This window comes from Enterobacter sp. HG048 (assembly GCF_024702055.1).
Classification (GTDB): domain Bacteria; phylum Pseudomonadota; class Gammaproteobacteria; order Enterobacterales; family Enterobacteriaceae; genus Enterobacter; species Enterobacter dykesii.
The window spans coordinates 42,451-59,707 of sequence record NZ_JANLIZ010000018.1 but is presented as its reverse complement, the minus strand read 5'-3'; the positions used below and the strand labels follow the sequence as shown (position 1 = coordinate 59,707).

Annotated in this window: 16 protein-coding genes; 6 read left to right on the top strand and 10 right to left on the bottom strand. The window is 56.5% G+C overall.

Going from position 1 to position 17,257, the window contains the following annotated elements; translation table 11 throughout:
• Positions 1-51: 51 nt before the first annotated feature.
• The 9 genes from NUX24_RS18370 to rpmH all read right to left on the bottom strand — a co-directional run bounded on the left by NUX24_RS18370 (position 52) and on the right by rpmH (position 7,571).
• Complete coding sequence (locus tag NUX24_RS18370; RefSeq protein WP_014833835.1) at positions 52-618, bottom strand: NADPH-dependent FMN reductase; 567 nt, start codon at positions 616-618, stop codon at positions 52-54.
• Between the two features lie 36 nt (positions 619-654).
• The gene (locus tag NUX24_RS18365; protein ID WP_257833297.1) at positions 655-1,401 is read right to left on the bottom strand and encodes a 4'-phosphopantetheinyl transferase superfamily protein; all 747 of its coding nucleotides are present in this window, start codon (positions 1,399-1,401) and stop codon (positions 655-657) included.
• A 122-nt stretch (positions 1,402-1,523) separates the two neighbouring features.
• A complete protein-coding gene (gene yidZ / locus NUX24_RS18360; protein ID WP_257833295.1) occupies positions 1,524-2,495 on the bottom strand; it encodes an HTH-type transcriptional regulator YidZ in 972 nt (323 codons plus the stop codon).
• Positions 2,464-3,639 carry an MFS transporter gene (locus tag NUX24_RS18355; protein ID WP_257833293.1) on the bottom strand — a complete coding sequence of 392 codons (1,176 nt, stop codon included), beginning with the start codon at positions 3,637-3,639 and terminating at the stop codon, positions 2,464-2,466. The genes yidZ and NUX24_RS18355 overlap by 32 nt, the downstream gene beginning before the upstream one ends.
• A 111-nt stretch (positions 3,640-3,750) precedes the next feature.
• Positions 3,751-5,115, bottom strand: a complete 1,365-nt coding sequence (mnmE, locus tag NUX24_RS18350) for a tRNA uridine-5-carboxymethylaminomethyl(34) synthesis GTPase MnmE (RefSeq protein WP_023333930.1) — start codon at positions 5,113-5,115, stop codon at positions 3,751-3,753.
• Between the two features lie 72 nt (positions 5,116-5,187).
• Positions 5,188-6,831: a membrane protein insertase YidC gene (gene yidC, locus NUX24_RS18345; RefSeq protein WP_047650028.1), complete on the bottom strand. Its 1,644-nt coding sequence runs from the start codon at positions 6,829-6,831 to the stop codon at positions 5,188-5,190.
• Positions 6,832-6,833: 2 nt separating this feature from the next.
• Positions 6,834-7,091 (bottom strand): membrane protein insertion efficiency factor YidD, encoded by a 258-nt coding sequence (yidD, locus tag NUX24_RS18340; protein ID WP_001307474.1) that lies wholly within the window; start codon positions 7,089-7,091, stop codon positions 6,834-6,836.
• Positions 7,055-7,414, bottom strand: a complete 360-nt coding sequence (gene rnpA, locus NUX24_RS18335) for a ribonuclease P protein component (protein ID WP_032640303.1) — start codon at positions 7,412-7,414, stop codon at positions 7,055-7,057. The genes yidD and rnpA overlap by 37 nt, the downstream gene beginning before the upstream one ends.
• A 16-nt stretch (positions 7,415-7,430) precedes the next feature.
• Positions 7,431-7,571 (bottom strand): 50S ribosomal protein L34, encoded by a 141-nt coding sequence (gene rpmH, locus NUX24_RS18330; RefSeq protein ID WP_000831330.1) that lies wholly within the window; start codon positions 7,569-7,571, stop codon positions 7,431-7,433.
• Positions 7,572-8,167: 596 nt separating this feature from the next.
• Here rpmH and dnaA point away from each other — a divergent pair.
• The 4 genes from dnaA to gyrB are packed head-to-tail and all read left to right on the top strand — an operon-like array spanning position 8,168 to position 14,180.
• On the top strand, positions 8,168-9,562 hold the full coding sequence (dnaA, locus tag NUX24_RS18325) for a chromosomal replication initiator protein DnaA (protein ID WP_010426558.1): 1,395 nt from the start codon (positions 8,168-8,170) through the stop codon (positions 9,560-9,562).
• Positions 9,563-9,566: 4 nt separating this feature from the next.
• A complete protein-coding gene (gene dnaN / locus NUX24_RS18320) occupies positions 9,567-10,667 on the top strand; it encodes a DNA polymerase III subunit beta (RefSeq protein WP_257833288.1) in 1,101 nt (366 codons plus the stop codon).
• Positions 10,667-11,740 carry a DNA replication/repair protein RecF gene (gene recF, locus NUX24_RS18315; RefSeq protein ID WP_023309805.1) on the top strand — a complete coding sequence of 358 codons (1,074 nt, stop codon included), beginning with the start codon at positions 10,667-10,669 and terminating at the stop codon, positions 11,738-11,740. Before dnaN ends, recF begins: the two co-directional genes overlap by 1 nt.
• A gap of 28 nt (positions 11,741-11,768) precedes the next feature.
• A complete protein-coding gene (gene gyrB, locus NUX24_RS18310; protein WP_023309806.1) occupies positions 11,769-14,180 on the top strand; it encodes a DNA topoisomerase (ATP-hydrolyzing) subunit B in 2,412 nt (803 codons plus the stop codon).
• Positions 14,181-14,214: 34 nt separating this feature from the next.
• Here the strand turns inward: gyrB and NUX24_RS18305 are convergent, their stop codons facing one another.
• Positions 14,215-15,150: a LysR family transcriptional regulator gene (locus NUX24_RS18305; protein WP_257833285.1), complete on the bottom strand. Its 936-nt coding sequence runs from the start codon at positions 15,148-15,150 to the stop codon at positions 14,215-14,217.
• A 110-nt stretch (positions 15,151-15,260) separates the two neighbouring features.
• Here NUX24_RS18305 and NUX24_RS18300 point away from each other — a divergent pair, with 110 nt between their 5' ends.
• Both NUX24_RS18300 and yidA read left to right on the top strand, forming a co-directional pair.
• Positions 15,261-16,286 (top strand): NAD(P)-dependent alcohol dehydrogenase, encoded by a 1,026-nt coding sequence (locus NUX24_RS18300; RefSeq protein ID WP_257833284.1) that lies wholly within the window; start codon positions 15,261-15,263, stop codon positions 16,284-16,286.
• A gap of 115 nt (positions 16,287-16,401) precedes the next feature.
• Complete coding sequence (yidA, locus tag NUX24_RS18295) at positions 16,402-17,214, top strand: sugar-phosphatase (protein ID WP_257833283.1); 813 nt, start codon at positions 16,402-16,404, stop codon at positions 17,212-17,214.
• Positions 17,215-17,257: the final 43 nt, after the last annotated feature.

Genomic DNA, 17,257 nt, shown 5'->3' with positions numbered 1-17,257 from the left:
CCCTCTCCCCGTGGGAGAGGGTCAGGGTGAGGGCATCAGGCCGCAGTAAGCTTATGCCTTCACCCGCTTAATATAATCCCCAAACGCCGTCAGCTGGCCAGACAGATGATCGCGCGTGCTCTGATCCACCACTTCACCCGTTTGCGGGTCGACCTTGTTCTGAATCACACCACCCATAAATTCCGGCTTGTTCATGACCATCGCATCCAGGAACACCAGGATCTGGCGCAGATGATACTGGCAGCGCGCGCCGCCAATGGCGCCCATTGAACTGGTCTGGATCAGCACCGGTTTGCCTGACAGCGGCTGCTCAGGCAAACGGGACAGCCAGTCGATGGCATTCTTCAGACCACCCGGAACCGAATAGTTGTACTCCGGCGTGACGATGACCACGCCGTCGGCCTGGCGGATCTGCTCTGCCAGCGCCTCAACGCTTTGCGGGAAACCCTCTTCCTGCTGTACGTCAGCGTCATACAGCGGAATATCGCCAATAGACGGCAGGGCGCTAATTTCCATTCCTGCCGGTGCCAGCTGTGGCAGCGTGCGGGCAACCATCCCGTTAAATGAACCTTTGCGCAGGCTTCCCAGTAACGTAACTACTTTCAACGTATCAGACATGATTACTCCTGTTTCATCATGATGACCCTGATTGGATCAGCTAAGGGTGAATGCTTTTTCTGCCGGTAAACTGATTAAACGCATCAGGCGTGCGGCGGACTCGTTGGCGCGCTCGGGCACATCAGGAAGGCTACGCCATCCCTGGTGGCTGTCAAATTCCCAGATTTTCATGCGTTCGATGGCGGGGGTAACCGCAATGGACCAAATGAGCACATCCTCTGCGTCACTGAGCGCCTCTACCAGCGTGGCCTGGGCGGCGCGCAGACGTCCGGAGCCTGGAAGCAGTTGCAGCATGCTGGCGTCGTCTGAGGCGCATCCACAGAGCTTGCGAATGCTCTGGCGCAGGGTAATGAGCTGGGCTCTGGCTTCGACAGGATCGTTCTGGTTGCGTACCCACAGCTTCTCATTGCTGGAGAGCGGGTAGTCTTCATGCGCATTACCTCCATGGAAGCTGCGCGTCGCGCGCTGAAGTTCCATGTCGAGCCCACAATCCCCTTCGGTGGTCAGCGCGACGCCAATGATATTGCCCGCGTAGGCAATTGAAAAACGTGGGAGCTCCGGGTCGGCAAAGACCGGGCGGCCTTCGGGTTGGGTAATGATGTCCGGCAGCTCGCTGGTGCCGTACAGCATAAACAGCAGTTCTGCGAGAAGCGCCCGGGAAGCTAAAAACCGCGTTCTGCGGTGTTCCGGGAGAGTGAGTGCTTCACTGTGACAGGCTGAAGAAATTCTTGCCGATGCGAGACGTCCTTCCGTAAGTATCCCTCTTGCAAAGTGCGTAGCCATTTTTCGCTCCTTGATAATGGTCGTAATCGGTTAAACGGTTACATGATTATCGCTTAACTTGACTCCTGTTTTAATCAGTAAATGGGAGTAAGAGAAGCCTCAGGACCGAACTTTACATTTTCTTAGGCAAAAATTGGATCGCTGGCACCGTACAGCGCCTTGATGGTTTCCCGCAGCCAGAGGATTTTCGGATTGTGGCTGTTCCGTTTATGCCAGATCAGCGTGAAGGGAACGGTAAGCTTTTCAGCCTGCGCTTCGTCAATGGGAATGGGCAGCGCGATCAGCTTCCGCTGGTGGAGTTGATTGTAGTGATGGCAGTAGTGCGGAGCCGTGGCGATATAGTTATGGCCGGGCTGCGCCGCCATAAACATCGACTGCTCAAAGCCCGGCACGCTCATGGCAATATTTCTCTCCCGACCCATCTCCTTTAGCACTTCGTCCAGCGCCCAGGTGTCGCTGCGTTCCCAGAAGATGCTGATGTGCGGGTAGCGCAGAAAGGTCTCGAGGTTCCATTCATGCTGTAACGCGGGATGATCCTCACGCAGATACACGCACGGACGGTCGCTGAACAGGATCTCATAGTCGATGAACCACGGCATTAGCTTCAGCAATTCACGCGATCGCGGGTGCGTTTCGCGTCCGGTGAATCCCAGATCCACCTCTCCACGCGTAATGGCGTCCAGCGAGTCGTAATCCCAGTGACGCATCTTCACCGTAGCCTGCGGATAGCGCTGGTTCACCTGCTCCAGCAGGGCGTTAAAGCGGATCAGCATCAACGGCGTTTCGGCGGCCAGCACGAACGTCAGCCCGCCTGGCGAATCATGGTGGAATTTATCGAGGATCTGGTTGCCGATTTGCATCCAGTCGGCCAGATCCTGCTCCAGGCTTACCGTCAGCGGCGTCGGTAGCAGCCCTAACGGCGTTTTGACAAACAGCGGGTCGTCAAACCAGTCACGCAGCTTGGCCAGCGATTTGCTCACCGCAGACGGCGTCACGTTCATCCGCTTTGCCGCTTTGGTGACGCTGCGCTCCTGCAGCAAAAGCTGCAGGCACAGCAACAGGTTAAGATCGAGACTGCTGATGGGCTTCTTCATAATGCGCCGCGGGCTGGATGACCATAAGTAAGGTGATGCACAGTATGCTACAGCCAATCAGAACCCCGATCAGCATATTCAGCGCGTTAAGCCCGATGACCGCCGCCAGCCAAATCCACAGCGACGAGCCGCAGACCTGCGCAATTCCCAGCACCGAGCTTGCTACGCCTGCCCGCAGCGAGAAGGGGCCAAGCGCCTGACTCATCGCCACGCCAAAGCCAACCGAGAACCCGGCGCAAATGAGGGTAATACCCGCCAGCATTACCGCATGCGAGGTGGTAGTTGCCAGGATCGTGCCTGCCGTGAGGAATAAAACCTGTGAGGTCAGCATCAGCGTGCGCTGGCTGAAAACATTTAGCGCAAAGGGGGTAGAGAACGAGACTGCCATACTGACCATCGCGGTTAATGCCATCACCGTTGAATACTCACCCCGATCGAAGCCCATGGCCTCCATCAGTAAAACCGGGGAAACGTTTACATAGGTCAGGATCACCGCCACGCTTAACGTGGTCACGGCCAGACGACTGAGGAAAAAGCGGTTAAGCAGCTTCTCGGCTGGGTGAATGGTTGCGGTATGGCCGGTATTCTGCGAGCCCGGGTGGGTCTCTTTCAGCACGGCGATGGACAGGATAAACACCAGCGCGCCCATCGCCGCCATGGTCCAGAACAGGCTCTGCCACGGGAATTTCAGCATGATCAGATATCCCACGACCGGGGCCAGCACCGGGATAATGCAGGTAATACCGTTCAGCATCGAAAGCACCTTAGCGCGACGCTGGGCGCTGAGGGTGTCGCGCAAAATGGCAAAAGCGACGACGTAGCAGCCACCGGCTCCAATGCCCTGAATAAACCGTCCGGCCAGGAATAAGGTGCCGCTTTGCGCCTGTGAGCAGAGAAGGGAGGCCAGGGCAAAGATGATGGCACCCGTTATGGCGACGGGCTGACGGCCTGCTTTATCCGCGATCTTCCCGGCAAACACCATCGACGACGCCATCCCCGCTAGGTAAGCCGAAAACGCGATGTGGAGCTGCGCTTCGCTGGCGCCCAGATCGCGGGCGATGTGCGGCAATCCTACCAGATACATATCAATGCCGGACGGATAAAGCAGAACTAATGCGAAACTACAAAACAGAAAACGCGCCATAAACCCCCCATAGATGCAGGCATGCAGGATAGGGGGTGAAAAGGGATTAGGCGAGTTGCCATTTGGACAATGGTGATTTCCCGGGAGGAAATCACCATTGATTAGCGGGAATTACTTACCGATACAGAAGCTCGAGAAGATCCGTCCCAGCAGATCGTCCGACGTAAACTCCCCGGTGATTTCGCTCAGATTCTGCTGCGCCAGGCGCAGCTCTTCCGCCAGCAGTTCACCCGCCCACGCGCCGATCAGCTGCGCTTTACCCTGAACGAGGTGGTTCGCCGCCTCTTCCAGCGCCTGCAGATGACGACGACGCGCGAGGAAGCCGCCTTCCATGCTGGTATCAAAGCCCATGCTCTGCTTGAGATGGTTACGCAGGTCGTCAACGCCCTCACCGGTACGCGCCGACAGGCGAATCAGTGAGTGACCATTCACATCGCTGATGCCCAGCGTTTCGCCGGTGACGTCCGCTTTGTTACGCACCACGGTGATGGGCAGTTTCGCCGGCAGACGGGCGATAAAGTCTGGCCAGATCTCAGCCGGGTCAACGGCGTCGGTCGTGGTGCCGTCCACCATAAATAGCACGCGGTCGGCCTGCTCGATCTCCTGCCAGGCGCGTTCGATACCGATGCGTTCCACTTCATCGCTGGCATCGCGCAGGCCGGCGGTATCAATGATATGCAGCGGCATCCCGTCGATGTGGATATGCTCGCGGAGCACGTCGCGGGTGGTTCCGGCAATGTCGGTCACGATTGCCGCTTCACGGCCCGCCAGGGCGTTCAGCAGGCTCGATTTCCCGGCGTTAGGACGTCCGGCAATCACCACCTTCATCCCTTCACGCAGCAGGCTGCCCTGGCGCGCTTCGGCGCGCACGGCGTCGAGATCGTTCATTACCTGGTTGAGCTGCGCTTCGATTTTACCGTCAGAGAGGAAGTCGATCTCCTCATCCGGGAAGTCGATAGCCGCTTCCACGTAGATCCTGAGGTGAGTAAGTGCTTCCACAAGGTGATTTACGCGGGCGGAGAATGCCCCCTGCAGCGAGTTCAGGGCGGAGCGGGCCGCCTGTTCAGAACTGGCGTCGATCAGGTCTGCAATCGCTTCTGCCTGCGCCAGGTCGAGCTTGTCGTTGAGGAAGGCACGCTCGGAGAACTCGCCCGGCTTCGCAATGCGCAGGCCAGGCAGGGTCAGGATACGTTTTAACAGCAGGTCGAGGATAACCGGGCCGCCATGGCCCTGCAGCTCCAGCACGTCTTCGCCGGTGAAAGAGTTCGGGCCGGGGAACCACAGCGCAATGCCCTGGTCCAGCGGCGTGCCGTCGGTATCTTTAAACGGCAGGTAATCAGCGTAGCGCGGCTTTGGCAGTTTACCCAGCACCGCTTCGGCCACCTCGCGCGCCTTCAGGCCGGAGATGCGCAGAATGCCTACACCACCGCGTCCCGGTGGGGTTGCCTGGGCGACGATAGTGTCGTTATGGCTCATGGTTGGTCTCGTTCAATACAAATAAAAAAGGCGGTCAATCGACCGCCCTTATTTTAGCGTTAACTTACCGAATCAGGACTTTTTCTTTTCGCGGCTATGCAGGCCACGTTTTTCCAGACCACGGTAAATCAGCTGCTGCTGGATGATGGTCACCAGGTTGCTGACGATATAGTACAGCACCAGACCTGACGGGAACCACAGGAAGAACACGGTGAAGATGACCGGCATAAAGGTCATGATCTTCTGCTGCATCGGGTCGGTCACGGTGGTCGGCGACATCTTCTGGATGAAGAACATCGTCACGCCCATCAGGATCGGCAGGATGTAGTACGGGTCCTGTGCGGACAGGTCATGGATCCACAGTGCGAACGGCGCGTGGCGCAGCTCAACGGAACCCATCAGCATGTAGTACAGCGCAAGGAAGATTGGCATCTGAATCAGCAGCGGGAAGCAACCACCCAGTGGGTTTACTTTCTCTGCTTTATACAGGGCCATCATTTCCTGGCTCTGACGCTGTTTGTCATCGCCCAGACGCTCACGCATTGCCTGAATCTTCGGCTGCAGCATGCGCATCTTCGCCATGGAGGTGTACTGCGCTTTGGTCAGCGGGTACATGATGCCACGAACGATGAAGGTGATAACGATGATGGAGAAGCCCCAGTTACCCAGGAAGCTGTGGATGAACTTCAACAGCTTAAACAGCGGCTGAGAGATGAACCACAACCAACCGTAATCCACGGTCAGATCCAGGTGCGGCGCAACAGCGGCCATTTTGTCCTGAATTTCCGGGCCAACCCACAGGGTGCTTGCCATCTTACCGGTTTGACCCGGCTGTACCAGAACCGGCTGAGACTTGTAGCCGATGGCGGCAATACCGTTGCCCAGGTTCGCGGTGTAGAAGTTATTCGTACCGTCGTTATTCGGGATCCACGCGGTCGCGAAATACTGCTGCAGCATGGCCACCCAACCGCCTTTGGAACTAACGTTCAGGTTTTCGTTATCCGCAATGGTGTCGAATTTGTATTTCTCATACTTCGCGTCTGGCGTGGAGTACGCCGCGCCACGGAAGGTGTGCAGCGCAAAGTTGCTGCTTCCGGTGTCACGGTGAGACGGCAGATTGATGGACTGCTTCAGCTGGCCAAAGGTCGACAGCTCCAGCGGTTTCGCACTGGCGTTCTGTACGCTGTAGCCCACGTTCACCGCATACTCACCGCGTTTCAGGGTGAAGGTTTTGGTGAAGGTGTTGCCTGCGGCGTCGGTATACGTCATCGGGATCGCGAGTTCGTTCTGACCATCAGCCAGCACAAAGGTGTCGCTCTCGACGTTATACAGTGGACGCGCACCGTTAGCCGGGTTATCCGGGCCATCACGACCGGTCAGGCCGCTCTGCGCCTGGTAGATAAACTCAGGCGTGGTTTCCAGTAACTGGAACGGTTCGTTAGACTTCAGCTCTTTCGGGTAGGTCAACAGCAGCGCCTGCTCAACATCACCACCACGGGTGTTGATTGTCAGCTCAAGCACATCGGTCTTAACCGTAATCTGTTTCCCCTGGCCACTGGCCGGTACGCCCTGGTCGGCGGCGCTACCCGCTGCGGTGGTCGTAGTCTGCGTGGTCTGCTGCTGGGGTTGAGGATTTTTATCCTGCTCCCATGCCTGCCAGATCATGAAAGACACGAACAACAAAGCGATGATAAGAAGATTGCGTTGCGAATCCATCGTTAGTGTTCTCTGGTATCAAAGGGTCCTGGGGGGACGGGGTCGTCTCCACCTGGGTGTAAAGGGTGGCATTTTAATACGCGTTTCACCGTCAACCAACTGCCTTTTATCACTCCAAACCTGCGCAATGCCTCAATTCCGTAGCTTGAGCATGTTGGTGTGAAACGGCAGTGCGGCCCGAGTAGCGGACTAATCAGGCGTTGATAGACCCGAATGAGGGCTATCAGGACCCGTGAGCCAGGCGACAGTGGCGGCGCCATAATTTTTCCAACGCTTCCGAGAGAGCACGGTTATCGAGGTCGGCAACCCCTTTCTTCGCCACCACCACGAAATCCATTGAAGGCAGTTCGTGCTGACGTAAACGGAAGCTTTCACGCGTCAGACGTTTAATCCGATTGCGTTCATGCGCACGCTTAACATTTTTCTTGGCGACTGTGAGACCGATGCGGGGATGCCCCAGCGAATTTTGGCGGCCGAGGATGGTGATTTGCGGCGTGCCAGCCCGTAGTGGCTGCTGGAAGACGAAAGTGAAATGAGCGGGAGTTAACAAACGTAACTCCCTGGGAAATGCTAGCTTAACCACTCAGGGGTTAGCTTTATTACTTGGAAACGGTCAGACGAGCGCGGCCTTTAGCACGACGACGTGCCAGAACCTGACGACCATTTTTAGTAGCCATACGAGCACGGAAGCCGTGAGAACGGTTGCGCTTCAGTACAGACGGTTGAAAAGTGCGTTTCATGGCGATTTCTACCTAAACTTGAATAAATTCACTGACTTTTGCGTATACCCGAACGAGTTTCGAACGACTAACGCCTCAGCGTGGGTGATTAAAGAGGCCGGATTGTAATAATTGTACACTCCGGAGTCAATTCTCTTTCCTTATTTCCCGCGTATTTCCGCACGTTTTCGCGTGGAAAATGAGCAACGGACGACGCAGGAAGATGAGCATCACGCGCCGGGTCGAGGATTATACGGCCTCGCCAACAAAGCGCAAGGATCGTCCCGGATCTTCGTTAGATCATTTAAGCAATAAATTGTCTGTGCTCATTAATTTTTCCAATATGCGGACTAAATCGTGGGGCACTGGCGCCAGGATCGTTTACACTTATCCGGTTCCGGATCTTCCTGTGGATAAATCGGGAAGAATCTGTGAGAAACAGAAGATCTCTGGCTCAGTTTAGGCTATGATCCGCGGTCCCGATCGGGATCCAGCGATCCTGGCCGGGTATAACCGCAGATAGCGGTTCGCACATCACCCTCATTGGGTCATGTCGATGTGCGCCAACAATCATGAATATTCAATAGTTTTCTTTTATTGTTCGAGTGGAGTCCGCCGTGTCACTTTCGCTTTGGCAGCAGTGTCTTGCCCGATTGCAGGATGAGTTACCAGCCACAGAATTCAGTATGTGGATCCGCCCGTTGCAGGCGGAACTGAGCGATAACACGCTGGCTTTGTATGCGCCAAACCGTTTTGTGCTCGATTGGGTAAGGGACAAGTACCTTAATAACATCAATGGACTGCTGAACGATTTCTGCGGGTCAGATGCCCCGCAGCTGCGCTTTGAAGTGGGCACAAAGCCGGTCACCCAAACCGTTCGTGAAACCGTGAACGTAGCAGCACCCGCTCAGGCCGCTCCTGCTCCGGCCCCTCGCGTCGCACCCGCTCGTCAGGGCTGGGATAATGTCCCCGCACCGGCTGAGCCAACCTACCGCTCTAACGTTAACGTGAAACACACGTTCGATAACTTCGTTGAAGGTAAGTCGAACCAGCTGGCGCGCGCGGCGGCTCGTCAGGTTGCTGATAACCCTGGTGGGGCCTACAACCCGCTGTTCCTTTATGGCGGCACGGGTCTGGGTAAAACGCACCTGCTGCATGCGGTGGGTAACGGCATTATGGCCCGCAAGCCCAATGCCAAAGTGGTGTATATGCACTCCGAACGCTTCGTTCAGGACATGGTAAAAGCCCTGCAAAACAATGCGATCGAAGAGTTTAAACGCTACTATCGTTCCGTTGACGCGCTGCTCATCGATGACATCCAGTTCTTTGCGAATAAAGAACGATCGCAGGAAGAGTTTTTCCACACCTTCAATGCCCTGCTGGAAGGCAATCAACAGATCATTTTGACCTCGGATCGTTATCCAAAAGAGATCAACGGCGTTGAAGATCGTCTGAAATCCCGCTTCGGCTGGGGCCTGACCGTGGCGATCGAGCCACCGGAGCTGGAAACCCGCGTCGCGATCCTGATGAAGAAAGCCGATGAAAACGACATTCGCCTGCCGGGCGAAGTGGCGTTCTTCATTGCCAAGCGTCTGCGCTCCAACGTGCGTGAGCTGGAAGGGGCGCTGAACCGCGTTATCGCCAATGCCAACTTCACCGGTCGTGCGATCACCATCGATTTTGTGCGTGAAGCGCTGCGCGATTTGCTGGCATTGCAGGAAAAACTGGTCACTATCGACAATATTCAAAAGACGGTGGCTGAGTACTACAAGATCAAAGTGGCAGATTTACTGTCTAAACGTCGTTCCCGCTCGGTGGCGCGTCCGCGTCAGATGGCGATGGCGCTGGCAAAGGAGTTAACCAACCACAGTCTGCCGGAAATCGGGGATGCGTTTGGTGGCCGTGACCATACGACCGTGCTGCACGCTTGTCGTAAGATTGAGCAGTTACGCGAAGAAAGCCACGACATAAAAGAAGATTTTTCCAATTTAATCAGAACATTATCATCGTGACGCTATGAAATTTACCGTTGAACGTGAACATTTATTAAAACCGCTGCAACAGGTGAGTGGCCCATTAGGTGGCCGCCCAACGCTGCCTATTCTCGGAAACCTGCTGCTTCAGGTCGCGGACGGTACGCTGTCGCTGACCGGTACAGATCTGGAAATGGAAATGATCGCGCGCGTTACGCTGACGCAGCCGCATGACGCGGGCGCGACCACGGTTCCGGCACGTAAATTCTTTGATATCTGCCGCGGGCTGCCGGAAGGCGCTGAAATCGCCGTGCAGCTGGAAGGCGACCGTATGCTGGTGCGCTCTGGCCGCAGCCGTTTCTCGCTCTCCACGCTGCCTGCTACGGACTTCCCGAACCTGGACGACTGGCAGAGCGAAGTTGAATTCACCCTGCCACAGGCGACGATGAAGCGTCTGATTGAAGCCACGCAGTTCTCCATGGCGCATCAGGACGTTCGTTACTACTTAAACGGCATGCTGTTCGAAACCGAAGGTGAAGAGCTGCGTACTGTAGCTACCGACGGCCACCGTCTGGCGGTCTGTTCCATGCCGATTGGCGACGCGCTGCCAAACCATTCGGTGATCGTGCCGCGTAAAGGGGTGATTGAGCTGATGCGTATGCTCGACGGCGGCGACACGCCGCTGCGCGTGCAGATCGGCAGCAACAACATCCGTGCACACGTGGGCGATTTTGTCTTCACTTCGAAGCTGGTTGACGGTCGTTTCCCGGATTATCGCCGCGTATTGCCGAAGAACCCGGACAAAACGCTGGAAGCGGGATGCGATAGCCTCAAGCAGGCCTTTGCCCGTGCGGCCATTCTCTCTAACGAGAAATTCCGCGGCGTGCGCCTGTTTGTTCATGAAAACCAGATCAAAATCACCGCTAACAACCCGGAGCAGGAAGAGGCAGAAGAGATTCTGGACGTCACCTACGCCGGCGCTGAGATGGAAATCGGCTTTAACGTCAGCTACGTATTGGATGTGCTGAATGCGCTGAAATGCGAGAACGTGCGCATTCTGCTGACCGACTCCGTTTCAAGCGTACAGATTGAAGATGCCGCATCACAGTCGGCTGCCTATGTTGTCATGCCAATGAGACTGTAATGTCGCTCACCCGTCTGTTGATCCGTGACTTTCGCAATATCGAAAGCGCGGATCTCGCTTTATCCCCTGGCTTTAACTTCCTGGTTGGCGCCAACGGCAGCGGCAAAACCAGCGTGCTTGAGGCCATCTATACGCTCGGCCACGGTCGGGCGTTTCGCAGTTTGCAGATTGGTCGCGTCATTCGCCACGAGCAGGAATCCTTTGTTTTGCACGGGCGTTTGCAGGGGGCGGAGCGGGAAACCGCCATCGGCCTGACCAAAGACAAGCAGGGCGACAGTAAGGTGCGCATCGACGGCACCGACGGCCATAAAGTGGCGGAGCTGGCGCTGCTGATGCCAATGCAGCTGATTACGCCGGAGGGGTTTACTTTACTCAACGGCGGCCCCAAATACAGAAGAGCATTCCTCGACTGGGGATGCTTTCACAACGAAGCCGGTTTCTTTAACGCCTGGAGCAACCTGAAGCGTCTGCTCAAGCAGCGTAACGCTGCGCTGCGCCAGGTTACCCGTTACGCCCAGCTGCGTCCGTGGGACATGGAGTTAATCCCTCTCGCGGAACAAATCAGCAACTGGCGTGCCGAATACAGCGCAGGTATCGCCGAAGATATGGCCGACACCTGCAAACAGTTTTTACCTGAATTCTCTCTCACCTTCTCCTTCCAGCGCGGCTGGGAGAAAGAGACGGATTATGCCGAGGTGTTAGAGAGAAGCTTCGAGCGCGACCGCATGTTGACCTACACCGCGCACGGCCCGCACAAGGCGGATTTCCGCATTCGTGCCGACGGTGCACCGGTGGAAGACACGCTGTCGCGCGGGCAGCTCAAGCTCCTGATGTGCGCGCTGCGCCTGGCACAGGGAGAGTTTCTCACCCGCGAGAGCGGAAGACGCTGCCTGTACCTGATAGATGATTTTGCCTCGGAACTTGATGACGCGCGGCGCGGGCTGCTTGCCAGCCGCTTAAAAGCCACGCAGTCGCAGGTTTTCGTCAGCGCCATTAGCGCTGAACACGTTATAGACATGTCGGACGAAAATTCGAAGATGTTTACCGTGGAAAAGGGTAAAATAACGGATTAACCCAAGTTGAAATGAGCGAGAAACGTTGATGTCGAATTCTTATGACTCCTCCAGTATCAAAGTCCTGAAAGGGCTGGATGCGGTGCGTAAGCGCCCGGGTATGTATATCGGCGACACGGATGACGGCACCGGTCTGCACCACATGGTATTCGAGGTGGTAGATAACGCTATCGACGAAGCGCTCGCGGGTCACTGTAAAGACATCGTGGTCACCATCCATGCGGACAACTCCGTCTCCGTCACCGATGATGGTCGTGGCATCCCAACCGGTATTCACCCGGAAGAGGGCGTATCTGCTGCGGAAGTGATCATGACCGTGCTGCACGCAGGCGGTAAGTTTGACGATAACTCCTATAAAGTTTCCGGCGGCCTGCACGGCGTAGGCGTTTCCGTGGTTAACGCCCTGTCGCAGAAGCTGGAGCTGGTTATCCAGCGCGAAGGCAAAATCCACCGTCAGCTCTATACGCACGGCGTGCCGCAGGCACCGCTGGCCGTCACTGGCGATACCGACAAAACCGGTACCATGGTGCGTTTCTGGCCGAGCCTTGAAACCTTCACCAACGTCACCGAATTCGAGTATGACATCCTGGCGAAACGCCTGCGTGAACTGTCGTTCCTGAACTCCGGCGTCTCTATTCGCCTGCGCGACAAGCGTGACGGCAAAGAAGACCACTTCCACTACGAAGGCGGTATCAAGGCGTTCGTTGAGTATCTGAACAAGAACAAAACGCCTATTCACCCGAATATCTTCTATTTCTCCACCGAAAAAGACGGTATCGGCGTGGAAGTGGCGCTGCAGTGGAACGACGGTTTCCAGGAAAACATCTACTGCTTCACCAACAACATTCCGCAGCGTGACGGCGGTACTCACCTTGCAGGCTTCCGTGCGGCGATGACCCGTACCCTGAACGCCTACATGGACAAAGAAGGCTACAGCAAGAAAGCGAAAGTCAGCGCCACCGGTGACGATGCCCGTGAAGGCCTGATTGCCGTTGTCTCCGTGAAGGTGCCGGATCCGAAGTTCTCCTCCCAGACTAAAGACAAGCTGGTCTCCTCCGAGGTGAAATCGGCGGTTGAACAGCAGATGAACGAACTGCTGAGCGAATACCTGCTGGAAAACCCGTCCGACGCGAAAATCGTGGTGGGCAAAATTATCGATGCGGCGCGTGCCCGTGAAGCGGCGCGTAAAGCCCGTGAAATGACCCGTCGTAAAGGTGCGCTGGACCTGGCAGGCCTGCCGGGCAAACTGGCTGACTGCCAGGAACGCGACCCGGCGCTGTCCGAACTGTACCTCGTGGAAGGGGACTCCGCGGGCGGTTCTGCGAAGCAGGGCCGTAACCGTAAGAACCAGGCGATTCTGCCGCTGAAGGGTAAAATCCTCAACGTTGAGAAAGCCCGTTTCGACAAGATGCTCTCTTCTCAGGAAGTGGCGACGCTCATCACCGCGCTGGGCTGCGGCATCGGCCGTGATGAGTACAACCCGGACAAACTGCGCTACCACAGCATCATCATCATGACCGATGCGGACGTCGACGGCTCGCACATTCGTACGCTGCTGTTGACCTTCTTCTATCGTCAGATGCCTGAAATCGTTGAACGTGGCCACGTCTACATTGCCCAGCCGCCGCTGTACAAAGTTAAGAAGGGCAAGCAGGAACAGTACATCAAAGATGACGAAGCGATGGATCAGTACCAAATCGCGATCGCCCTTGATGGCGCGACCCTGCATGCGAACTCGCACGCCCCTGCACTGGCCGGCGAGCCGCTGGAGCGTCTGGTGTCCGAGTTCAACGCCACGCAGAAAATGATTACGCGTATGGAACGCCGCTATCCGAAAACGCTGCTGAAGGAGTTGGTTTATCAGCCAACCCTGACCGAAGCCGATCTGAGCGACGAGCAGACCGTGACCCGCTGGGTGAACGCCCTGGTGACCGATCTGAACGAGAAAGAGCAGCACGGCAGCATGTGGAAATGCGATATCCAGCAGAACGCCGATAAGCAGTTCGAGCCTATTATTCGCGTGCGTACCCACGGCGTTGATACCGACTACCCGCTGGAACACGAGTTTGTGACCGGTCCGGAATACCGCCGTATCTGCACGCTCGGCGAGACGCTGCGCGGCCTGATCGAAGACGATGCGTTCATCGAACGTGGCGAACGTCGTCAGCCGGTAGCCAGCTTCGAGCAGGCGCTGGACTGGCTGGTGAAAGAGTCCCGTCGTGGCCTCGCGATCCAGCGCTATAAAGGTCTGGGCGAAATGAACCCGGAGCAGCTGTGGGAAACCACCATGGATCCGGAAAGCCGCCGCATGCTGCGCGTCACCGTTAAGGACGCGATTGCTGCTGACCAGCTGTTCACGACCCTGATGGGCGATGCGGTTGAACCACGCCGTGCCTTCATCGAAGAGAACGCCCTGAAAGCGGCAAATATCGATATTTAAACGTCGTTATGCCGCACGATAACTGGCCGCGCTTTTAGCGCGGCTTTTTTATGGGCGCTGGAAGGTCCAGTGACATCGCTGCCGGTAAACGGCTCGCCAGCGTATCTATCGCTATTCTTACCCTCAGCGGCAGATGCGGCGTCTGCTGCCACACGGCATGAACGTTGAAATGCACATCCGGTGCCTGCTTCAGGAGCGGGACGAGTTTACCCTGGTGAATATCTTTGACGACCATCCAGCAGGGCAGCCATGCAATGCCGTGTCCGGCCAGAGCAGCGTCGCAGATCGCCTGCAAATCATCCATATTGAGGGACGATCGGGGTGTAAAGGTGTGCGACGTTCCTTCGTTATCCATCAGCTGCCAGGACAACACTCTGCCTGCGCTCAAATAGTTGATGGCCGTATGCTGGGATAAATCATTAACGCTTTGTGGCTGGCCTTTCTTCAGCAGATACACCGGCGCGGCGCACAGCACCATGCGGTGTTCCCCCAATTTTCTGGCGACCAGCACGCTGCTGTCCTGAAGCGTGCCGTTACGCACCGCCATATCAAACCCTTCCTCGACCAGATCCACCACGCGGTCGCTAAATGACATTTCCAGTTCAAGCCCGGGGTGTTCCTGCGCCAGCGCTATCAGCAGCGGGGCGACGCACTGGCGACCAAAGAGCACCGGCATGGCAACGCGCAGGCGGCCGCTGACCTGCTGTTTCCCCGTTTCAAGCAGCGATTCCGCACTCCGAATCTCCTCCAGCGCGCGCAGGCAGCGTTCATAAAAAAGGGCGCCGTTATCGGTCAAACTCTGGCTGCGGGTGGTGCGCTGAAAAAGACGTACCCCCAGGCGTTGTTCAAGGCGAGCGATGCTTTTCCCCACCGCCGAGCGTGATAAATGCAGACGAATGGCGGCCTGAGCAAAACTTCCCGCCTCAACGGCGGCCACAAAAACAGGAATATCCTTCAGCGTATCGGTCATGGATTGTATCTGTTATGGCGTCAATAAAGAGAAAACTTATCGCCACTGGAGACCTTTAGTCAACGGTAGACTGTCAGGACTAAAGCTCATCTGATGGCAGGAGAAATAAAATGACAGAGACAATGCAACGCTGGTCCATGGATGCCCTCGGGCGCGAGAACCTCAAGCTGACCCAGGCACCCGTTCCACAGCCTGGCCCGGGTGAAGTGCGCGTTAGGGTGAATGCCGTTGCGCTCAACTATCGCGATAAAATGGTTGTTGAAGGCACAATGCCGATCCCGCTTTCCTTCCCGTTTACCCCGGCGTCAGACATGGCGGGCGTGGTGGACAGCATTGGTGAAGGCGTTACGCGCTTCCAGCCCGGCGCCCGCGTCATCTCAACCTTCTTCCCGGAGTGGATCGACGGTAAGCCGCAGGCGGACGCGCGTAATTTGCCCTATAAAACGTCCGGCGGATACTTTCAGGGAATGCTGTCCGAGTATGTGATTGTGACGGAAGACGCGCTGGTGGCCTCCCCGGAGACCCTGGATGACGCAGAGGCCAGCACCTTACCCTGCGCAGGGCTTACCGCCTGGTTTGCGCTGGTGGAACGCGGCCAGCTGCGCGCCGGGCAATCGGTGCTGGTGCAGGGCACGGGCGGCGTGGCGATATTCGCCCTGCAAATTGCAAAAGCGCACGGCGCGGAGGTGTTTGTCACCTCGGGGAGCGATGAGAAACTGGCGCTGGCCAAAACGCTGGGAGCCAGCCACGGCATCAACCGCCTGAAGGGCGACTGGGCGGAAAATACGCTGGCGCTCACGCAGGATCGCGGCATCGACCATATTATCGAAACCGTCGGTGGAGAGAACCTGAAGCATTCCCTGCGTGCCGTTGCCGTTCACGGACGTATCTCCGTCATTGGCGTGCTGGCCGGGACGGAGATTACGCTCTCTGCTGGCGAACTGTTGCTGAAATCCCCCGTCATTCAGGGGATTGGCGTGGGGCACCGCCGGGCGCTGGAAGATTTTGTCCGCGCAGTTGACGTCACGGGGCTGAAGCCGGTGATTGAGCATCGCTACCGTTTTAACGAGCTTGAACAGGCGTTTGAACACCTCGATCGCGGCGCGTTCGGTAAAATTGTTCTCACCCGCGAGTAAGCCTTTGTTCCCCGGAATAAACGTAAAAGGGGCATTCCTGTTGCGCAATGTAGCTCTATTTTTGTGTGCTTAATCGCGTTAGCATGAGGCAGCACTCATTTATTCCGGGGAACTCATGGCTATCAAACTCATTGCAATCGACATGGACGGCACGCTGCTGCTGCCAGACCACACCATCTCTCCAGCCGTTAAAAACGCGATCGCCGCGGCGCGCGCAAAGGGCGTGAATGTGGTCCTGACCACGGGGCGTCCGTATGCGGGCGTACATAGCTATATGAAAGAGCTGCACATGAATCAGCCGGGCGACTACTGCATCACCTATAACGGCGCGCTGGTGCAGAAAGCCGCAGATGGCAGTACGGTTGCGCAAACCGCGCTGAGCTACGATGACTACCTGTTCCTGGAAAAACTGTCCCGTGAAGTGGGTTCCCACTTCCACGCCCTCGATCGCAATACGCTCTATACCGCCAACCGCGATATCAGCTACTACACGGTACATGAATCCTACGTTGCGACCATTCCGCTGGTGTTCTGTGAAGCCGAGAAGATGGACCCGGCGACCCAGTTCCTGAAAGTGATGATGATCGACGAGCCGGAGATCCTGGATAAAGCGATTGCGCGCATTCCGGCGGAGGTAAAAGAGAAGTACACCGTGCTGAAAAGTGCGCCGTACTTCCTCGAAATCCTCGATAAACGCGTCAATAAAGGCACCGGTGTTAAATCACTGGCCGATGCGCTGGGCATTAAACAGGAAGAGATCATGGCGTTGGGCGACCAGGAAAATGACATCGCGATGATCGAATTCGCCGGTATGGGCGTGGCGATGGATAACGCGATCCCATCGGTGAAAGAAGTGGCTAACTTCGTGACCAAATCCAACCTCGAAGACGGCGTGGCTTATGCCATTGAGAAGTTTGTGCTGAACTAAAAACCCGCTTGCGATACCCTGATGCGATAACTGCGCATCAGGG